Annotated in this window: 19 protein-coding genes and 3 tRNA genes; 5 read left to right on the forward strand and 17 right to left on the reverse strand. The window is 67.8% G+C overall.

Annotation, left to right across the window (positions count from 1 at the left end):
* Positions 1-26 precede the first annotated feature (26 nt).
* Genes astA through ABV408_RS16925 form a run of 3 tightly spaced genes read right to left on the reverse strand, consistent with a single transcriptional unit; the run spans position 27 to position 3,392 of the window.
* Positions 27-1,046, reverse strand: a complete 1,020-nt coding sequence (gene astA / locus ABV408_RS16915) for an arginine N-succinyltransferase (RefSeq protein ID WP_353980060.1) — start codon at positions 1,044-1,046, stop codon at positions 27-29.
* Positions 1,046-2,164 (reverse strand): arginine N-succinyltransferase, encoded by a 1,119-nt coding sequence (locus tag ABV408_RS16920; protein WP_353980061.1) that lies wholly within the window; start codon positions 2,162-2,164, stop codon positions 1,046-1,048. Before ABV408_RS16920 ends, astA begins: the two co-directional genes overlap by 1 nt.
* A 10-nt stretch (positions 2,165-2,174) precedes the next feature.
* Positions 2,175-3,392 carry an aspartate aminotransferase family protein gene (locus tag ABV408_RS16925; protein WP_353980062.1) on the reverse strand — a complete coding sequence of 406 codons (1,218 nt, stop codon included), beginning with the start codon at positions 3,390-3,392 and terminating at the stop codon, positions 2,175-2,177.
* A 359-nt stretch (positions 3,393-3,751) separates the two neighbouring features.
* Between ABV408_RS16925 and ABV408_RS16930 the strand changes: the two genes are divergently transcribed.
* Positions 3,752-4,546, forward strand: a complete 795-nt coding sequence (locus ABV408_RS16930; RefSeq protein WP_353980063.1) for an SDR family oxidoreductase — start codon at positions 3,752-3,754, stop codon at positions 4,544-4,546.
* Between the two features lie 113 nt (positions 4,547-4,659).
* Here ABV408_RS16930 and fabF read toward each other — a convergent pair whose 3' ends face one another.
* The 4 genes from fabF to ABV408_RS16950 form a co-directional block, all read right to left on the reverse strand.
* On the reverse strand, positions 4,660-5,922 hold the full coding sequence (gene fabF, locus ABV408_RS16935) for a beta-ketoacyl-ACP synthase II (RefSeq protein WP_353980064.1): 1,263 nt from the start codon (positions 5,920-5,922) through the stop codon (positions 4,660-4,662).
* Positions 5,923-5,959: 37 nt separating this feature from the next.
* Positions 5,960-6,559 (reverse strand): helix-turn-helix domain-containing protein, encoded by a 600-nt coding sequence (locus tag ABV408_RS16940; RefSeq protein ID WP_353980065.1) that lies wholly within the window; start codon positions 6,557-6,559, stop codon positions 5,960-5,962.
* Between the two features lie 60 nt (positions 6,560-6,619).
* Positions 6,620-7,111: a GNAT family N-acetyltransferase gene (locus ABV408_RS16945; protein WP_353980066.1), complete on the reverse strand. Its 492-nt coding sequence runs from the start codon at positions 7,109-7,111 to the stop codon at positions 6,620-6,622.
* Positions 7,112-7,172: 61 nt separating this feature from the next.
* Positions 7,173-7,736 carry a cupin gene (locus ABV408_RS16950; protein WP_353980067.1) on the reverse strand — a complete coding sequence of 188 codons (564 nt, stop codon included), beginning with the start codon at positions 7,734-7,736 and terminating at the stop codon, positions 7,173-7,175.
* 207 nt (positions 7,737-7,943) lie between these two features.
* On the opposite strand from ABV408_RS16950, the gene tsaA reads away from it, so the two are divergent.
* Together tsaA and ABV408_RS16960 are read left to right on the forward strand one after the other, a co-directional pair.
* A complete protein-coding gene (gene tsaA, locus ABV408_RS16955) occupies positions 7,944-8,834 on the forward strand; it encodes a tRNA (N6-threonylcarbamoyladenosine(37)-N6)-methyltransferase TrmO (protein WP_353980068.1) in 891 nt (296 codons plus the stop codon).
* Positions 8,835-8,910: 76 nt separating this feature from the next.
* On the forward strand, positions 8,911-9,477 hold the full coding sequence (locus ABV408_RS16960; protein WP_353980069.1) for a peptidylprolyl isomerase: 567 nt from the start codon (positions 8,911-8,913) through the stop codon (positions 9,475-9,477).
* A 134-nt stretch (positions 9,478-9,611) separates the two neighbouring features.
* Here ABV408_RS16960 and purC read toward each other — a convergent pair whose 3' ends face one another.
* The 4 genes from purC to dapA form a co-directional block, all read right to left on the reverse strand.
* Complete coding sequence (gene purC / locus ABV408_RS16965) at positions 9,612-10,325, reverse strand: phosphoribosylaminoimidazolesuccinocarboxamide synthase (protein WP_353980070.1); 714 nt, start codon at positions 10,323-10,325, stop codon at positions 9,612-9,614.
* Positions 10,326-10,403: 78 nt separating this feature from the next.
* Positions 10,404-11,207: an MBL fold metallo-hydrolase gene (locus ABV408_RS16970; RefSeq protein WP_353980071.1), complete on the reverse strand. Its 804-nt coding sequence runs from the start codon at positions 11,205-11,207 to the stop codon at positions 10,404-10,406.
* Complete coding sequence (gene bamC / locus ABV408_RS16975; RefSeq protein ID WP_353980072.1) at positions 11,207-12,157, reverse strand: outer membrane protein assembly factor BamC; 951 nt, start codon at positions 12,155-12,157, stop codon at positions 11,207-11,209. The genes ABV408_RS16970 and bamC overlap by 1 nt, the downstream gene beginning before the upstream one ends.
* A gap of 51 nt (positions 12,158-12,208) precedes the next feature.
* Entirely contained in the window at positions 12,209-13,093 is an 885-nt protein-coding gene (gene dapA / locus ABV408_RS16980; protein WP_035477167.1) for a 4-hydroxy-tetrahydrodipicolinate synthase, read from the reverse strand.
* Positions 13,094-13,447: 354 nt separating this feature from the next.
* Between dapA and ABV408_RS16985 the strand changes: the two genes are divergently transcribed.
* Positions 13,448-13,918 carry a peroxiredoxin gene (locus tag ABV408_RS16985; RefSeq protein ID WP_353980073.1) on the forward strand — a complete coding sequence of 157 codons (471 nt, stop codon included), beginning with the start codon at positions 13,448-13,450 and terminating at the stop codon, positions 13,916-13,918.
* Positions 13,919-13,924: 6 nt separating this feature from the next.
* On the opposite strand, the gene ABV408_RS16990 is transcribed toward ABV408_RS16985, so the two are convergent.
* Entirely contained in the window at positions 13,925-15,007 is a 1,083-nt protein-coding gene (locus tag ABV408_RS16990) for an AI-2E family transporter (protein WP_353980074.1), read from the reverse strand.
* The gene (locus ABV408_RS16995; protein WP_353980075.1) at positions 15,004-15,255 is read right to left on the reverse strand and encodes a sulfurtransferase TusA family protein; all 252 of its coding nucleotides are present in this window, start codon (positions 15,253-15,255) and stop codon (positions 15,004-15,006) included. Before ABV408_RS16995 ends, ABV408_RS16990 begins: the two co-directional genes overlap by 4 nt.
* A gap of 155 nt (positions 15,256-15,410) precedes the next feature.
* Between ABV408_RS16995 and ABV408_RS17000 the strand changes: the two genes are divergently transcribed.
* A complete protein-coding gene (locus tag ABV408_RS17000) occupies positions 15,411-16,958 on the forward strand; it encodes a M48 family metalloprotease (protein WP_353980076.1) in 1,548 nt (515 codons plus the stop codon).
* Positions 16,959-17,014: 56 nt separating this feature from the next.
* Here ABV408_RS17000 and ABV408_RS17005 read toward each other — a convergent pair whose 3' ends face one another.
* The 4 genes from ABV408_RS17005 to ABV408_RS17020 form a co-directional block, all read right to left on the reverse strand.
* The gene (locus ABV408_RS17005) at positions 17,015-18,208 is read right to left on the reverse strand and encodes a serine hydrolase (protein ID WP_353980077.1); all 1,194 of its coding nucleotides are present in this window, start codon (positions 18,206-18,208) and stop codon (positions 17,015-17,017) included.
* A 166-nt stretch (positions 18,209-18,374) separates the two neighbouring features.
* Positions 18,375-18,450, reverse strand: a tRNA-Lys gene (locus tag ABV408_RS17010).
* Between the two features lie 61 nt (positions 18,451-18,511).
* Positions 18,512-18,587, reverse strand: a tRNA-Lys gene (locus ABV408_RS17015).
* 31 nt (positions 18,588-18,618) lie between these two features.
* Positions 18,619-18,694, reverse strand: a tRNA-Lys gene (locus tag ABV408_RS17020).
* Positions 18,695-18,896 lie beyond the last annotated feature (202 nt).

Here is an 18,896-nt window from a genome sequence, read left to right on the forward strand (position 1 = left end):
CCAGCGCGCCGTCGCTCTGGTTCCGCTCAGGTCTGAAGCAGGCGCAGGGCGTCGCCGCTGGTCACGTCGAGGCGCTGCGCTTCTGCCTCGCTCAGGTGGACCACGCCGTCGGCGTCGGGGCCGCGGCCGATGAAGCTGCAGCGGAAGTCCGCCATGCCGGTGGTCGCCGCCAGCCAGCTGGGACGCTCGGCGTAGTCGAGCTCGCCGCCACTGACCTCGACCAGCGCCCGCTGCGAGTGGCGAATGGCCCCGACGTCATCGATATAGGCCTCCACCGTGGGGCCGCCATCGAAGATGTCGATATAGCCTTCCCAGCGCAGCCCCTCTTTCTTGAGCATCTCCAGCGCCGGGCGGGTCTGCTCGTGAACCTGGCCGATGCACGCCCGCGCCGCCTCGGGCAGAAACGGCGTGTAGATCGGGTACTTGGGCATCAGTTCGCCGATGAAGCTCTTCTGGCCCAGCCCGGTGAGCTGGTCCGCCTGCTTGAACTCCATGGGGAAGAAGTGGCTGCCCAGACACTGCCAGAACGGGCTGATGCCATCGGCATCGATCACCCCGCGCATCTCGGCGAGCACCTTGTCGGGGAAGCCGTCGCGGAACTCCGCCATGAACAGCCAGCGCGCCTTGGACAGCAGCGTGCCGTTGCGGTCGCGGCGATAGGCCGGGCGCAGGAACAGCGAGGCGACCTCGGCATCGCCGGTGTGGTCGGAACTCAGAAACAGCGTATCGATGGTGCGGTGCAGATCGAGCTGAACCGAGGAGTGGGCGAGCTTGCCCACCCGGTAGTGATAGAAGGGCGTCTCGCGCCCGACTTCCGCCTCGATGGCGCAGCAGCCGGCCAGCTCGCCGCTCTGCTCGTCTTCGAGCACGAAGAAGTAGAGCCGCTCACATGCGGGTACACGGCCCTCGAAGGCCGCCACCGCCTTGTCGATCTTGGCGACGAGGAAGTCGTGGTCGTTGGGCAGCGAGGTGAAGCCCACCCCGGTCTCCTGGGCCAGCGACTTGAGTTCGTGGATATCGTGATGGCTGATGGGTCTCAGACGCATTACAGGTCTCCCTCGTCCAATGCATCCTCGACGTCCGGCAGCGCCAGCGGCGCGACCAGGACCGCCCGCCCCTCCTCCACGCCGAGCAGCTCAGCCTGGGCCTCGGAGAGCAGCAACTGGCCGGTCGGCGTCAGCGCATAGCGGGCCACGGTGCAGCGAAAATCGGCCAGACGCTGGTTGGCCACCATCGCCGGCTCGGCGTCCGGAAGCGAAGCCGCCGGGCGAATGCGTACCGGGTGCCAGCCGCATTGATTGAGCGTGCGCAGACGTGCGCGCTCGCCGCGCAGGACCGGCCCGGCATCGAAGATATCCACATGGCGCGAGCGCACGAAGCCCTCTGCCAGCATCTCGCCCAGCGCCGGCTCGTGGGCCGGATGCTCGCGCCCGATCGCCGAACGCGCCTGGGGCGTCAGCAGCGGCAGATAGAGCGGGAACTGCGGCATCACCTCGGCGATGAAGCTCTTCGAGCGCACCCCGGCGAGCTGGTTGATCTCGTGATAGCCGTGGTTGAAGAAGTGCTGACCGACACTGGCCCAGAACGGTGAGCTACCCGTGTCATCCAGATAGCCGGGGAAGGCCACTCCCAGGGTGTCGGCGAAGCGTTCCGGATACTGGGCGATGAACATCAGCCGCGCACGCCGCAGCAGTGAGGCGGCGCTGGTGCCGCGATAGCGCGCATCCAGCGACAGCGCGCACAGCAGCGACACCTCGGACATCTCGTGGGAGAGCGACAGCGTCTGCACCTCGTGGCGCAGGTTGAGCTGCTGCGAGGCGTGGATCAGGGTCTCCTGACGGTAGGTGTAGTAGACGTCCTGAGCCCCGGCCTGGGCGCGAATGCTCGCAGTCCCCACGATCTCGCCGATCTCGCGGTCCTCGAGCACGAAGGTGTAGCTCTCGTCGCCGGGGAAATCGACGTTGTGGGAGAGCGCACGGCAGGAGCGCGCGATGCGCTCCTCGAGGCGGTCACGGTGGGCCGGCAGGTTGGTCAGCCGCGGCGTGGCGCTGCTGGCCAGGCGTTCGATGGCGCCGAGATCGGCCGCCTGGGCCGGGCGGACCAGCAGCTGGCCGGCCTCCCGCGCGGCCTCGCCGGCGCGGGCAGAGGGGTCGATGCCACGCATGCCGGTCGACTCACGCACTGGCTGAGACGAGCCGTTCGATGGCCAGTTCCAGGCGCGCCATGCCCTCCTGGATGTCCGCCTCGGGGATCACCAGCGACGGCGCCATGCGCAGCACGTTGGGCCCGGCGACCAGCGCCATCAGCCCCTCTTCGAGCGCCAGCGGCAGAATATCCCGCGCCTTGCCCTCATAGGCGTCGCTCATCTCCGCGCCGATCAGCAGCCCCATGCCGCGGATCTCCTTGAACACGCCGTACTTGCGGTTGATCACTTCGAGATGCTCGCGGAACAGCGCATGCCGACGCTCGACGCCTTCGAGCACCTCGGGGGTGTCGATGGTGGTCAGCGCCGCCAGACCCACCGCGCAGGCCAGCGCGTTGCCGCCGTAGGTGGAGCCGTGGGTGCCCACCGCCAGCGACGGTGCGACGCGGTCGGTGGTGAGCATGGCGCCGATCGGGAAGCCGCCGCCCAGGGCCTTGGCCGAGGTCAGGATGTCCGGGGTCACGCCGTAGTGCATGTAGGTGTAGAGCTTGCCGCTGCGGCCGACACCCGACTGCACTTCGTCGACCACCAAGAGCGCCTGATGACGATCGCACAGCTCGCGCAGCCCCTGCAGGAACTCGGGCGTGGCCGGCGTCACGCCGCCCTCACCCTGGATCGGTTCGACCACCACCGCGCAGGTGTCGTCGTCGATCAGCTCGCGCACGCTGTCGAGATCGTTGAAGCGGGCGTGGTGAATGCCGCCGGGCACCGGACCGAAGCCTTCGGAGTACTTGGGCTGACCGCCGACGCTGACGGTGAACAGGGTGCGCCCGTGGAAGCCCTGCTTGAACGAGATGATCTTGTGCTTGCGCTCGCCGAAGTTGTCGAACGCCCAGCGCCGCGCCAGCTTGAATGCTGCCTCATTGGCCTCGCCGCCGGAGGAGCAGAAGTAGACCTTGTCGGCGAAGGTGCGCGACACCAGCTCGCGCGCCAGGTTCAGCGCCGGCTCGTTGGTATAGACGTTGGAGAGGTGCCACAGCTTGTTGGCCTGGGTGGTCAGGGCATCGACCAGCTTGGGGTGGCAGTGGCCCAGCGCGTTGACCGCAATGCCGCCGGCGAAGTCGACGTACTCCTTGCCCGCCTGATCCCACAGGCGGCTGCCCTCGCCGCGCACCGGAATCGCCTGCTGCGGCGAGTAGTTGGGCGTCATGTAGCGGTCGAATTCGTCTCTCGTCGGGCTTGCGGCCATCGTGGTCTCCTCAAGGTTGGACGCGGCGTCCCTGGCGGCGGGCCGGGCGGGACTCGGGCGCTTGGCGCCCAGCATCCGATAGGGTCTGGAATCGAGTATAAGCAGGCGCTTCGCCGGCGGCTTTCAGCGATGGGACGGCAAATTGCGAAAAGCGTCCTACGCTTGAGAGTCACGTGAAGCCGGAGCGGCGCGCGCCCCGGAGCGGTGATCGGCGGCGCCGGGCTACGCCCCTGCCAGCCTGCAGTCTACCTGCGCGGCGCCCTTGAGGACCATGTCGGCGCCAGACCCGGGCAGGGTCAGTGCCATGTCAGAGCGCCCGCGTCTCCCCGGCTGCGATTACCGTACTCAAGGAGGTTTGCATGCAGATCGATCTCAGTGCCAAGCACGCCATCGTCACCGGCTCCACCGCCGGCATCGGCTTGGCCATCGCCAAGGGGCTGGCCCAGGCCGGCGACAGTGTCACCGTGACCGGACGCACCCAGGAACGCGTCGACCAGGCGATCGCCACCCTCACCCGCGAGGTGCCCGGCGCCAGCATCGACGGCGTGGCCGCCGACCTGGGCAGCGCCGAAGGCTGCCAGACGCTGATCGCGGCGCGCCCCGAGTGCGACATCCTGATCAACAACGTCGGTATCTTCGGGCCCAAGGACTTTTTCGAGATCGAGGACGCCGAGTGGCAGCAGTTCTTCGACGTCAACGTGATGAGCGCGGTGCGCCTGTCGCGCCACTATGCCCAGGGCATGAAGCAGCGCGACTGGGGTCGCATCCAGTTCCTCTCCAGCGAGTCGGCGCTCAATATTCCCGCCGAGATGGTCCACTACGGCATGACCAAGAGCGCGGTGCAGTCGATCTCGCGTGGGTTGGCCAAGGTGCTGGCAGGCACCCGGGTCACCGTCAACGCGGTGCTGCCGGGGCCGACCAAGTCGGAGGGCGTGGGCAAGATGATCGCCAAGATGGCCGCCGAGCAGGGCGTGAGCGAGGCCGAGGCGGAAGCCAACTTCGTCAAGGACAACCGCCCCTCCTCGATCATCCAGCGGGTGGCCGAGGTCGAGGAGGTCGCCAACCTGAGCGTCTATCTGGCCTCCGAGCAGGCCAGCGCCACCACCGGCGCGGCGATGCGGGTCGAGGGCGGTATCGTCGATACCATGGCCTGACGCTCAGGCTTGGCGTCTTGAGCTGAGCACCTCAAACGACGCGTGCCAGCGGTATCACCGCTGGCACGCGTCTTGCGTCGAGCCCGCTGAAACGCTGGCGAGCGCAGCCCGTTTCAGCCAGCGAAGCGCTTGAAGATCACGCTCGCATTCACGCCACCGAAGCCGAAGGCGTTGCAGATCGCGTGCTCCATCGCCATCGGGCGCGACTCGCCGTGGACCACGTCCATCTCCGCTGCCAGCGGGTCGGGGTCGAGATAGTTGCGCGTCACCGGCGCGATCTGGTCGCGCAGCGCCAGCAGGGTGAAGATCGCCTCGACGCCGCCGGCGGCGCCGAGCAGGTGGCCGGTGGCGGCCTTGGTCGCGCTGATCGCCGGACGATGCTCGCCGAAGACGCGCTTGACCGCCGCCAGCTCGCCGCGATCGCCCACGGGCGTCGAGGTCGCGTGCGCGTTGAGGTGGGCGATGTCGCTGGGGGCCAGGCCGGCCTGACGCAGCGCGATCTGCATCGCCCGGGCGGCGCCCTCGCCATCCTCCGGCCCGGCGGTCAGGTGGTAGGCGTCCGAGGTGGTGCCGTAGCCGACCAGCTCGGCGATCGGCGTGGCGCCACGGGCCTGGGCGTGCTCCAGAGTCTCGATCACGATCACCCCGGCACCCTCGCCCATGACGAAGCCGTCACGGCCTTGATCGAACGGCCGCGAGGCCGCTTCGGGGGTATCGTTGTAATGACTGGAGAGCGCCTTGGCCGCGGCGAAGCCGCCCAGGCTGACGCGGTCGATACACGCTTCACTGCCGCCGCACACGGCGATCTCCGCCTCGCCGGCGTGGATCATGCGCGCGGCGTCGCCGATCGCCTGCAGGCCGGCGGCGCAGGCGGTCACCGGCGCGGCCAGCGGGCCCTTGAAGCCATGGCGAATCGAGATGTGGCCGCACGCCAGGTTGGCCAAAAACGACGGGATGGTGAACGGCGACAGCCGCCGCGGACCGCGGCTGTCGGTGGTGCGCACCGCATCGGCGATCGCCGGGAAGCCGCCGATTCCCGAGCCGATCAGAGTCGCGGTGCGGGTCTTCTCGTCCTCGCTCTGGGGGTACCAGTTGGCCTGTCTGAGCGCGTCGTCGGCGGCCACCACCGCCATCTGGATGAAGCGGTCCATCTTGCGCCGCTCCTTGGGGTCGATGGCACGATCGAGATCGAACCCGGCGCTGTCCTCTTCGATGGTCGGCACCGGCCCGCCGACGCCGACGGCGAGACCCTCGACGGTCTCCGCGGGCAGGCGGCGCAGCCCGGAAGCGCCGGACAGCAGGCGCTGCCAGACGGTCTCCAGCTGGCAGCCCAGCGGCGAAAGAATGCCCATACCTGTCACTACGATACGTCGCATGACGTTGTCCTTACTGGTCGTTGATCGAATAGCACTATTATTGCGGCCGCTGGCCGGTGATCTCGGCGGATGGGGTAACGGCGGCCTCAGCGAGTGGATCTGCCACAGCGGTCTCCACCGTGGCGGTATCCTGCATGGAAGAGCTGAACAGGGCCTCCCCCTGGGCCCGTGCACGCTCGGCGCGCTGACGCATCGCCGGCGTGGCGTCGGGGCCGGCGACCATCGCCACGTCGCGCGGTACCAGCGGCATCCCCCGATGGCGGTCGTAGATGACCGGCACGATCGGCTCGCCGCTGTCACGATGCACCAGTTCGATACCGCGGGCGTCGATCGGCAGGTGGTGCTCGCCCCAGGCGTAGAGTGTCAACAGCACCGGCGCCAGCCCGCGTCCCTTGTCGGTCAGGCGATACTCGAAGCGCGGCGGGCGGGTCTGATAGCGGCGCTTTTCGAGCAGGCCATTGTCGACCATGCGCTCGAGACGCCGAGTGAGCATGTTGGAAGCAATGCCGAGACCACGCTGGAACTGATCGAAGCGCGTCGCCCCCTGGAAGGCGTCGCGCAGGATCAGCAGCGTCCAGCTATCCCCCACGCAGGCCAGCGCGCGGGCGATGGGGCAGAGGTCGGGCTCGTCGCTCACTTTCATAATGCAAGCGACTGTACCGGATTCCACCCGCCAGGGAAAGCCGGAGGTCGGGGCTCAGGGCGTATCCGGCCGGGTAAAGGCCAGCCGCACCCGTGGCAGCGACTCGCCGAAGCGCTCGACCGTCTCCTCGGCCAGTCGGGCCCACCCCCGCGCCTCCAGCGCCGGCGCCAGCATCAGGCTGGCATCGATCAGCACGCGGGTGTGGCCGGCGGCGAGCAACGCCTCCAGCGACAGTTCGAGCAGGCGCGAGCCGACGCCCTGGCGGGTGATCGCGGGCCACACATAGAGGGTCTCGATACGCCCGTCGCTGGCGTCACGCTCGCAGAAGCCGACACAGTGGCCGTCGCACTCGGCGACCAGGGTGGGATAGAGCGCTTGGCGCGCCATCCACGCTTCGGCGGTGCGCGGCAGCGCCGCCGACCACGCCTCACGCTGGGACAGGGTGTAGCGGCTCGATGCCCCCTCCATGACCGCATGGTGGAAGACCTCGGCCTGGTCGGCCGCATCCCGCGGCAGCGCTTCTCGAAAGCGGGTACGTTCCAGCATCACGGTCTCTCCGGGTTCGGGATGGGTGGCGAGCCGCGCCATCATCGGGCCAGCGCCGGGTTTAGGCAACTTCAGCGTAAAGCGCTTCATAGCGCGGAAAACGCAGCGCGATGTCGCTGGTGGTCTCGAGCCGATGATGCGCCGTCTCATCGCTCCAACTCAAGGCCACGAAGTCGGGGCTGGGACCGATGTCGAACCAGTGCGGCACGCCAGCCGGGATCAGCAGCAGATCGCCACGCTCACAGCCGATGACATAGACCCGGCCATTGAGGTGGAGGTAGAACACCGCCTGACCATGCAGCAGCAGGTGCCAGTCATCGCTGTCGCTACGCGATTCGCGGGAGAGACTCTCACGCTCGAGCCCGCCGGTGTCAGCGAGATAGCGTGGGCTCATGCCGCGCAGCTCGACCCGGCGGCAGTCGCTGAGCTGGCCTACCTCAGCGATGATCGGCGTGTAGCGAGCCAGCAGCGCATCGCTCGGTGCGCTTTCCGGCATCGCCGGCAACGGATGATGACGATAGTGGATCGCATTGGCTTCGAGTTCGAGGCGCAGACGCTCGGGCTCTTGGGTCGTCAGCAGCGGCTGTTCGCCGTCGGCTTCGTGATAGACGCGTAGGAAACTCATCCAACCTCTCCGTGGTATGGCGCGACTCCGGCGCCGTCGATACGCGTGCAGCCCGCTCCTTCGGGCCCGCTCGCGGGGGTGTCCCGCTGACAGTATGGCACCGCCTGCGCATCCGGCTAGGACGGCGCGCAGCTACCGTGTCGGCGCCCCGCTTGTAAGGGCCACGGGCGATGTCGCGCATTGCGCACGGCCGCCTCAGCCGCCACCATGACGCTTCTTCGCCCCACCCTGCCCTTGCCGCGCACGGTGGCGCTACCACCGGCTTCGGACACGCCCGCCTTGACCACGCCAGACATCCGACTCGACGATCCCTCAGCGCCGCTCACGCTGACCCCGATCGGCACCCTCGCCAGCGACTACCCCGACAAGTTCGGCATCCCGCGCCAGCCTGGGCTGGCCCCCAGCGCGCGTGCCATTCTCTATCTGGAGGCGGCATTCGACGATCCACTGGCGGTGGAAGGGATCGATGCCTTCAGCCACCTGTGGCTGAGCTTCGTGTTCGACCGCAGCCCGACCAGCTGGTCGCCCCGGGTGCGCCCGCCACGCCTGGGCGGCAACCAGCGCGTGGGGGTCTTCGCCAGCCGCAGCACCCACCGCCCCAACCGCCTGGGGCTGTCGCTGGTAGAGCTGGTGAAGGTCGAACTCAGCACCCGCCCCACGGCGGCCGCCGAGCCCATCGCCGGCTCGCCGCTGGCCGCCCGACGCAGCCGGGTGAAACTGCATCTGCGCGGCCACGATCTGTGCGATGCCACCCCGATCGTCGATATCCGGCCCTATCTGCCGTGGGCGGAGTCACAGCCGCAGGCGCGGGCCGGCTTCGCCCCGGCTGCCCCCGCGCCCATGACGGTCGGCTTCAGTGACGGCGCCCGGCGCGCCCTCGCTGCACATGCCGACGGCGCCGGGCTGAGCGCACTGATCGAGGAGGTGCTGGCCCAGGACCCGCGCCCGGCCTACCACGCTCGGGCCGGCAGCGACTCGGGGCGCGAGTACGGGGTCTGCCTGCGCGACGTCAATGTACGCTTCCGGGCGGTGTCCGACGATATCGGCGACAGCCTGCAGGTGATCGCCATCGAACCGCGCCCCAACGGGGCAGTCTGAGACCACAGCGTTTTGGGCTGGCCTAGTGGCGCCACCCCCGCTAGGGTGCTCATATCAAAGACCGGAGCGTTACTACATGTTGAAATCGATCCTGGCGGCCGGGCTCGTCGCCCTGCCGCTGCTCTCGACCCCGGCGCTGGCCGATGCCGATCATCCCCACGTGCGCCTGGAGACCAGCCAGGGCAACATCGAGCTCGAACTCGACGCCAAGGCGGCGCCGCGCACGGTGGCCAACTTCCTGCGCTATGTCGACGAGGGGCACTACCAGGGCACGGTGTTCCACCGGGTCATCCCCGACTTCATGATCCAGGGCGGCGGCCTGGATGCGGATCTCGAACCCAAACCGACCCATGATCCGATCCCGCTGGAGAAGAGCGGCCTGAAGAACACCCGTGGCACCATCGCCATGGCGCGCACCGCCAATCCGGACTCCGCCACCAGCCAGTTCTTCATCAATCTGGTCGACAACGACGCGCTGAACTATCGCGATCTCTACAACCCCGGCTACACCGTGTTCGGACACGTGGTCTCGGGCATGAACGTCGTCGACAAGATCGCCGAGACGCCCACCGGCCGCCGCGGGCCGCACGCCGACGTGCCGACCCAGCCGATCACCATCGTCGGCGCCGAGCGGGTCGACTGACGCGCGGCTCGGGCATCACAGCTGCGCGTGCCTCATAACGACGAGAGCCCCGGCACCTGGGTGCCGGGGCTCTGTCCATTCGGGCCATCTGGGCTATCGCGCCGCCAGGCGATCCTGGCGGCGGGCGGATGGGCTCAGTCGAAGCTCATGCCCAGGCGCCGGCCGACCTCTTCGTAAGCCTCGATCACCCCGCCCAGCCCCTGACGGAAGCGATCCTTGTCCATCTTCTCGCGGGTCTCGGCATCCCACAGGCGGCAGCCGTCGGGGGAGAACTCGTCACCGAGCACGATCTCGCCCTCGAACACGCCGAACTCGAGCTTGTAGTCGACCAGCAGCATGCCGCCATCGAGGAACAGCTGCTTGAGCACCTCGTTGACGCGGAAGGTGAGCGACTTCATGGTCGCCAGCTGTTCGGGCGTCGCCCAGCCGAAGGTCTCGGCCAGCGACTCGTTGATCATCGGGTCGCCCTTCTCGTCGTTCTTGAGGAACAGCTCGAACGTCGGCGGCTCCAGGGCGATACCTTCCTCGACCCCGAGACGCCGCACCAGGCCGCCCGCGGCCAGATTGCGCACCACGCACTCCACCGGGATCATCTCGAGCTTCTTGACCACGCACTCGGTATCGGAGAGCAGCTGATCGAAGTGGGTAGGAATGCCCGCCTCGGCCAGCTTGCTCATGATGAAGGCGTTGAAGCGGTTGTTGACCATGCCCTTGCGTTCCAGCGCTTCCTTCTTCTTGCCGTCGAAGGCGCTGGTGTCGTCGCGGAAGTGCAGCACCAGCCGCTGGGGGTCGTCGCTCAGATAGACCGACTTGGCCTTGCCGGCGTAGAGAAGATCGCGTTTTTGCATGGAGCTGTCTCCGCGTCGCCGCCGTCGGGCGGCTGTCTTGAGGTTGGGTGTCACGCAACGCCGCAGTGGCCGGCCTGTTCAGGCCACCCGCTGCCAGTCGGTGCCGTGGTCCTGGGTCGAGATCATCAGCCGCGACTCGTCGCCGTCGAGCAGCGGCGTCAGGGTTTCCAGGACGCGTTCGGGGTGGTTATTTTGCGCCGAGAGGTGCGAGCACACAATCCGCTCCAGCCGATCCAGGCCGAGCCGCTGCAGCAGCGTCGCCGCCTGGGCGTTGGCCAGATGCCCCCAGCGGCCGGCGACGCGACGCTTGAGATGGGGCGGATAGGGCCCCTCGGCGAGCATCCGCGGGTCGTGGTTGCACTCGAGGAAGAGCGCGTCGCAGTGGCGAAACACCTCGACCACGTGCGCCGTGGGGTGGCCGAGGTCGGTCAGCAGCCCCAGACTGCGCGCCTGGGCGCGGATCCGGAACTGGATCGGTTCGCGGGCATCGTGGGGCACGGTCACCGGATCGATCTCCAGCCCGCCGATGGCGAAGCGCGCCTGGGGCGTGAGCAGATCGAGTTCGGGCACCTCGCCGAGCTTGCCCGAGAGCCAGCTGCCGGCGCTCAGGTGCACTGGCAGACGATAGCGCCGCGCCAGGGCGCCGACGCCGGTGATATGGTCGCTGTGCTCATGGGTCACCAGCAGCGCCGAGAGCTGGCGCGGATGCACGCCGAGCCGCGCCATGCGCCGCTCGGCCTCGCGCATGCCGAAGCCGCAGTCGACCAGGATCAGCGTCTCGCCGTCGCTGACCAGGGTCGCGTTGCCCTTGCTGCCACTGCCCAGCGAGGCGAAGTAGAGCCCGGGCGCGGCCCCCGGCGCCAGCGGCGACCCCTGCGCCATCAGCGCAGGGTCGCGGCGATGGCGTCGAGCAGGTCGCGCGCTTCGATCGGCGGCACCGGCTTGCCGCTGGGATCGGTCACAGTCACCGAGGTGAGCGCCGCCTGGGAGACCAGGTGCAGGCGATACGAGCGGTAATCGCTGCCGCCGCCGCCGAACCAGTCGAACCAGCCGCCGTCCTGATCCGCGGGGCGGTAGTCGACGAAGAACTCGCCGGCACTGCGGTTCTGGTCGACCAGCTTGAGGCGCTGCTGGTCGAAGCCGTTCTGGAGCTGGTAGTAGAGCTCGGACCAGGCGCGGTTGGCATCCAGGGCGAGATTGAGCTGCCAGGTGCCATCGCGATTGATCAGCTTGACCCGCTCGCTCTGGTCGAGCGGCTGAGCCGCCAGGGAGACGCCGCTGTCGCTGGCACCACTGGCTTCCAGATAGGCCTTGATCCCGCTCAGGCACTGGCCGGTATCGCCGATGTTACAGCGCACCTCACTGGTACCGCTGCGCAGCCCCTGGCGCAGGCTGATCTCACCCTGGGCGGTCTGAATACGCCCCTTGGCGGGGTCGATGTCGGTGGCACGCACGCCGTGGTCGACGGCGAAGCCCTGCAGCCGCGGCCACACGCTGGCCGGCGCGGCGTTGACCAGCAGCCAGCGCTCGTTGCCCGCCTGGCGCGCCTCGACGAACGGCTGCCCTTCGCTCGGCCCCGCCGCCAGCGGCTGCGGCCGCGGCGCGTCGGTATCCGAAGAGGCCATGAAGTCGCTGTCCGCCTGGGGCACCGGCATCGAGTCCTGATAACGGATCGGGTTGCTCGACGACGGCAGCTGCAGCGGTTTGCTCATCTTGGCATCGCGATACTCGTCATCGCGATTGTAATAATAACCATCCTGGAACAGACCGCAGCCCGACAGCGTCAGCGTCGCGCACAGCACCAGGGGCATCCCTTTGAGGATGGGCTTCATGCATCCACCTTTGTTCGAAGCAAGTCTATTCGGCATCCGGCGTGCGCCGGCTCACGCGGTCTCGATTCCGGCCAGCTGCAACGCCTCGCCGACGCTGCCGTGGTAGCGCTCGGAGAGCCAGGTCAGCGGCAGGCGAATGCCCTTGTCGGCGTAGCCCATGCGGTTGAGCGCCCACTTCACCGGAATCGGATTGGATTCGATCCCCAGTGCGGTGTGCAGCGGCGCCAGGCGCGCGTTGATCTGGTGGGCACGCTCGTGGTTGCCGCCGGCGGCGGCCACGCACAGCTCGTGCATCGCCTTGGGCGCAACGTTGGCGGTCACCGAGATATCGCCGTGGCCGCCCATCAGCATGAAGTCGCAGGCGGTGGGGTCGTCACCGGAGTAGAGCGCAAAATCGCTGCCCTTGAGGCGGTCGATCAGCTCCTCGGCGCGCTCCAGGTTGCCGGTAGCATCCTTGAGCCCGACGATGCGCTCGAGCTCGGCGAGACGGAAGACGGTCTCGTTGTAGATATCCGAGCAGGTGCGCCCCGGCACGTTGTAGAGAATGATCGGCAGCTCGCTGGCCTCGGCGACCGCCTTGAAGTGCTGGTACAAGCCTTCCTGGGTCGGCTTGTTGTAGTAGGGTGCCACGGACAGGCAGCAGTCCGCCCCGACCTCGCTGGCGTAGCGCGCCAGCTCCACCGCCTCGGCGGTGTTGTTGGCGCCGGTCCCGGCGATCACCGGGATGCGCCCACCGACCTCCTCCACCACGGTGCGGATCACGTCGAAGTGCTCGGCGAACGACATGGTGGTCGGCTCACCGGTGGTGCCGGCGGCGACGATGGCGTCGGTGCCCTGGTCGAGATGGAAGTTCACCAGGCGGCGCAGCGCCTCCCAGTCGATCTCGCCACCGGGCTTCATCGGTGTCGCCAAGGCGACGATGCTGCCTGTGATCATGTTGCGGTTCTCTCCCTTATGACCTGACGGGCGCATGGGCCTGACACAGGATTCCAAGACATGGGCCGAAAACAAGACACGGGCCGAAGAATGGAGGCCATCGCCAGGCCCGATAGGCCGCTCCGGACGCCCGTGGCACTGCCCGCGCTACGCATTTCGCAAACACCGAATGGTACTCAGGCTGCCGCGGCCTGTACAGCCGCGCCGCCGCCACTGCTGCCCGCAGCAGCGCCCATGCCACCGAGCATTGACCGCCGAGATCGGCTATCGTTCGATGCCAGTGGCACGCTGACCCGCGTCAAGCGTCGACGCGTGCCCCTGTTTCCACGTCGTCACAGCTCATGGGAGGCAAGCATGACACTCAGCATCGGACAACCGGTCGAGGACTTCACCGCCGACGCCACCAGCGACACCACCTTCCGCCTCAGCGACTACCGCGGCCAGCAGGTGGTGATCTACTTCTATCCCAAGGACAGCACCCCCGGCTGCACCACCGAAGGGGGCGACTTCCGCGACAACATCGACGCCTTCCGCGCCGCCAATACCGTGGTGGTCGGGGTCTCCCGCGACGGCCTCAAGGCGCACGAGAACTTCAAGGCCAAGCAGGGCTTTCCGTTCGAGCTGATCTCGGACCGCGACGAAGCGGTATGCCGTCAGTTCGACGTGATCAAGCTCAAGAAGATGTACGGCAAGGAGCATCTGGGCGTTGAGCGCAGCACCTTCCTGATCGACACCGAGGGCAAGCTCGCCCACGAGTGGCGCGGGGTCAAGGTACCGGGCCACGTCGAAGAAGTGCTCGCCGCAGCCCAGGAACTCAACGGCTGAACACCCTCACTGAGATGTGATCTCGGCCTGGCTGGCGATACCGCGCGGCCAGGCCTGGACCAGCGCCTTGATCAGGGTCGCCAGGGGGATGGCGAAGAAGATGCCCCAGAAACCCCACAGCCCGCCGAAGAAGAGCACCGCCAGGATGATCGAGACCGGGTGCAGGTCGACCGCTTCCGAGAACAGGATCGGTACCAGCACGTTGCCATCCAGCGCCTGCAGAATGGCGTAGGCCAGCAGCACGTAGAAGAACTGCTCGCCCATGCCGAAGTGGAAGCCCGCCACCGCGGCGACCGGCAGCGTGGCCACCGCGGCGCCGATATAGGGCACCAGCACCGACAGCCCCACCACCAGCCCGAGCAGCGCCGCATAGGGCAGCCCGAAGGCCCAGAAGGTGATGAAGGCGACGCTGCCGACGATGATGATCTCGATGGTCTTGCCGCGCACGTAGTTGGCGATCTGGTCGTCCATCTCCTGCCATACCCGCGTCATCAGCGTGCGCTGGCGCGGCAGCAGCGAGAGCAGGAAGGCCACCAGGCGTTCGCGATCCTTGAGCATGAAGAAGACCAGGATCGGCACCAGCACCAGATAGATGATCAGCGCCATCAGGCTACCCAGCGAGGCGAGCGAGAGGGTCAGCGCGCGCTGGCCCAGGGTGGAGGCCTGGCGCCCGGCGGAGGCGATCCAGCCCTGGATCTGATCCGGGGTCACCACCGTGGGGTAGCGCGCCTGCAGCTGATCGAGCCAGAGCTGGCTGCTGGCGAACATGCGCGGCGCTTCCTGCACCAGCTCCATCAGCTGATTCCACACCAGCGGCAGCACGATCAGCGCCAGCGCCAACAACGCGCCGAGGAACAGCAGGAATACCAGCCCCACCGCCAGCAGTCGTGGCAGCCCGCAGCGTTCGAGCCAGCCGACCACGCCCTGCAGCAGAAAGGCCACCACCAGCGCGGTGAAAAAGGGCGCCAGCGCCTGCCCCATCCAGATCACCACGGCGAAACCGCCGACCAGCAGCGCCAGCAGGACGATCGCCTGTTCGTCGGAGAGGTAGCGCTCGAACCACTGCCGCAATACGCCTTTCAAACTCATGCCTCGCTATCCTTACCCGCCTTGCGCAGCCAGTAGCGGTAGCTCCCCGCCGTGGCCGTGCGCTCGACCAGGATGTGCCGGCTGTGCGCGGCGAAACTTTCGAAATCCCGCCACGAACCGGCGTCGGTGGCGACCACTTCGAGCAGCTCCCCCGGCTGCATGCCGGCGAGCGCCTGCTTGGCCTTGAGCAGCGGTAACGGACAGCTCAGACCCGAGGCGTCGAGCCGATGATCGGGGGCGTGGGACATGACACTTCCTGCATCGGTTGAGTGGGCACCGTAGCGACAGTTGCATACCCTGGGGTTTGCAGGCAACGTCTGCCACAGGCTGCGGTCGAAGGCATCATAGCGCAGAACCGACAGCGACTTCCGTCGCTTTCGTCGGCGTCCAGACGAGAAGGTCGATGATCATGAGATTGCATGCGCGCGCGTCGCGCGGAGTGCTGCTGGGCACGCTGGCCGTCGCTGCGCTCGGGCTCGGCGGGTCGCCCGCCATGGCACAGCAGACTGGCATGGAGAGCCCTCAGCGGGCTGGTATAGAGAGCCCTCAGCGGGCCGGTATGGAGAGCCCCCAACCTTCCGGCGGAGGGAGCTATCAACTGCCCGATATGGGCAGTACCAGCGCCACCGTCACCACCAGCGACGAGCACCGCCTCGGCCGTGCCTGGCTACGCCAGTTCCGCGCCCAGACCGACCCCTGGCAGGACCCCATCGCCCAGACCTACGTCCGATCGATTCTCGCCCGGCTGGTGCCCTACAGCGGCGTCGACGACCAGCTGGTGGTGACGCTGATCGACAGCCGCCTGCTCAACGCCTTCGCCGTCCCCGGCGGTATCGTCGGGGTCAACGCCGGCCTGTTCGCCTCGGCCCCGGACGAGGACGAGTTCGCCTCGGTGCTGGCCCACGAGCTGGGCCATCTGGCCCAGCGCCACTACGCCCGGCGCATGGCGCGTATCGAGCAGACCCAGCTACCGACCATGGCCGCCATGCTCGCCGGGATGATCATCGCCGCCGGTGGCGGCGGTGGCGCCGGGCTGGCGACCATGGTCGGCTCCACCGCCGCCTTCGCCCAGGACCAGCTGGCCTACTCGCGACGCTTCGAGCAGGAGGCCGACCGCGTGGGGCTCAACGCCATGGCCAAGGCGGGCTTCGACCCGCAGGCGATGCCGAAGATGTTCCGCTCGCTGCAGAAGCTGGCCACGCTGCAGGGCGGCAACCCGCCGGAGTTCCTGCTCACCCACCCGGTCACCGAATCGCGCATCAGCGACACCCAAGCGCGCGCCGATCAGCTACCTTCGCCACCCGCCCACGACGACACGGCTTACGCCATGATACGCGCCCGCGCGCTGCTGCTGCTCAATCAGGATACGCCCTCGCAGGCGCTGACCGAGCTCGAACAGGATCACCCGCCTGCGGCCGCGGTGCGCTACCTGCAGGCGCTGCTCACGGCCCGGCAGGCACACTACAGCGAGGCACTGGCGACCCTCGACACGCTGGCCAAGACCCACCCGGACCTGTCGATGATCCCCGCTACCGCCGCGCAGATCGCCTTCGACGCCGACGACCGCCCCGGCGCCCTGGCGCGGGCGCGGCGTATCCTGCGGCTCTCGCCCGACTACTTCCCGGCGCAGTGGGTCGAGGCCGAGGCGCTTTTGCAGATGCAGCCGGGCCAAGCCTTCGACGTGCTGCGTGGGATGAGCGAGCAGTACCCGGAAGACCCCAACGTGTTCGGCCTGCTGGCCGAAGCCGCCGGGCGCAGCGGGCGCGAGACCTGGGGGCAGCTGGCGCGGGCCGAGCAGCTACAGCTCGAAGGGCAGATCGACACGGCGATCCGCCAGCTCGATTCGGCCAGCGAGAGCGCCAAGCGCAGCGGCGACTACGCCATGGCCAGCCGGATCGCGCAGCGGCGCCAGGACTTTCTCGACTATCGCGAGGCGATGCAGAACTTCTGAGCGACGCACACGCTGGCGACATCGGCACCCGCTGCTCGTCGCCCCAAGTCGTTACCTCAATCGTTCGCCAACGCCGCAGCGATCGCATCGAATAGCGACATCGGCTCGATCACCATCCGCCCCATCGGCTTGGGCGCCGCGGCGTGCTGCACGATCACCAGCTCGCGCCGCGGATTGACGTAGAGATACTGGCCATGAATGCCGCGCGCCGCGAAGGCGCGATCGCGGCGCGAGGGCTCAGTCCAGCCGCTCCACCACATGTAGCCGTAGTCGATCGACTCGCCGCCGGCGAGCACGCTCGGCTGCGTGGCCTCGGCGATCCAGCCCGCAGGCAGCAGAGACGCCCCTGCCACACGGCCGCCTTCGATCAAAAACTGGCCGAAGCGGGCGTAGTCGCGCAGGGTCGCGGCGATGCCGCTGCCGCCGATCTCGACGCCCTGCGGCGACGCCAGCCACCAGCTGGCATCCGCCTCCATGCCATAGGGCTGCCACAGTTTCTGGGCCAGATAGTCGGCCAGCGGGCGCCCCACGGCGCGGCTGACCATCTCCGCCAGGATCTGGGTCTCACCGGTACTGTAGTTGTGCCGCGTCCCCGGCGGCGCCACCCGCGGCAGCGTCGCCATCAGCGCCATCGCCGCCCCCGGGCGCTGTTCGAGCTGGGCCGCCAGCAGCGCCCGGCGGTCGGAGCCCGGGTCAGTGTAGGTCTCGTTCCAGCCCACCCCGGAGGCCATCAGCAGCAGTTCGCGCAGGATCACCGCGGTATAGGCGCTATCGGCCAGCGCCGGCACGTAGTCGCCCACCCGCGCGGCCAGCCCCTCGGCGATGGCACCGTCGTGGATCGCCATGCCGGCGAGCGTGGAGGTCACCGACTTGGCCACCGACATCGACATCCAGCGGGTATCGGGGCCATTGCCGCGCTGATAGGTCTCGTAGCGGATCTGCCCGCGGTGCAGCACCAGCAGGCCGGTGACGCTGTTCAGCGCCAGATAGTCGTAGAGATCGTAGTGCTCGCCCCCCTGCACCACGCTGATCTCGCCCAGTGCCCGGGGCGAGCGTGGCAACTCACGCACCGCTGCGCCGGCGGCGATGGTGCGCGACGGAAACAGGCGCTGGATATTGCGATAGGTCGACACCGCCAGATCTGGTGCCAGGCGCCCCGAATAGGCATCGGTGACGCTGCCGATCGGCTCTGCGGCGTGGCGATAAGCGTCGGCGGTTGGCGCATTGGGGTCGTGTGACCGGGCAGGCATGGCGATTCTCCTCGGCGGCCCCTATCTCTATCACAGTTACGTGCCACGTGGCGTCGCACTCGCCTGCCGCATCGACAGACGCGACAACGCAAGACACCGCAGGCCGTGGGCGATGGGCAACTGGAAACGGGGCGACGTGCAAGGGAGAGCGAAAACGAAGAAGCAATGGTGGGTCGTGTAGGATTCGAACCTACGACCAATTGGTTAAAAGCCAACTGCTCTACCAACTGAGCTAACGACCCATTGCAGACGATCGACGAGGGTGTCGAATCGGTTGCCGAGAACGGCGATAGGGGAGATCGATGGTGGGTCGTGTAGGATTCGAACCTACGACCAATTGGTTAAAAGCCAACTGCTCTACCAACTGAGCTAACGACCCAAACTTGCAAACTGCATCGACCCGTCGGCGGTGGTGGGTCGTGTAGGATTCGAACCTACGACCAATTGGTTAAAAGCCAACTGCTCTACCAACTGAGCTAACGACCCTTACCGACTGGGCGCACATACTAATGGTAAGCCTCGGAGCAGGCAAGCGTTTTTTCCCACCTTGCCCGCGCCGGTTGCACACCGCGGGTCCGATGCCAAGAACCCGCCAAGAACCCATCAAGCACAGGCGAGAACTCACCAAGAGCCGGCGAAGGCCCCAAGCCGAACCCGCGTCGCGCAGACGCGGGCCCGGCTATGGTCA

Source organism: Salinicola endophyticus, from assembly GCF_040536835.1.
In the GTDB taxonomy this organism is placed as follows: domain Bacteria; phylum Pseudomonadota; class Gammaproteobacteria; order Pseudomonadales; family Halomonadaceae; genus Salinicola; species Salinicola endophyticus_A.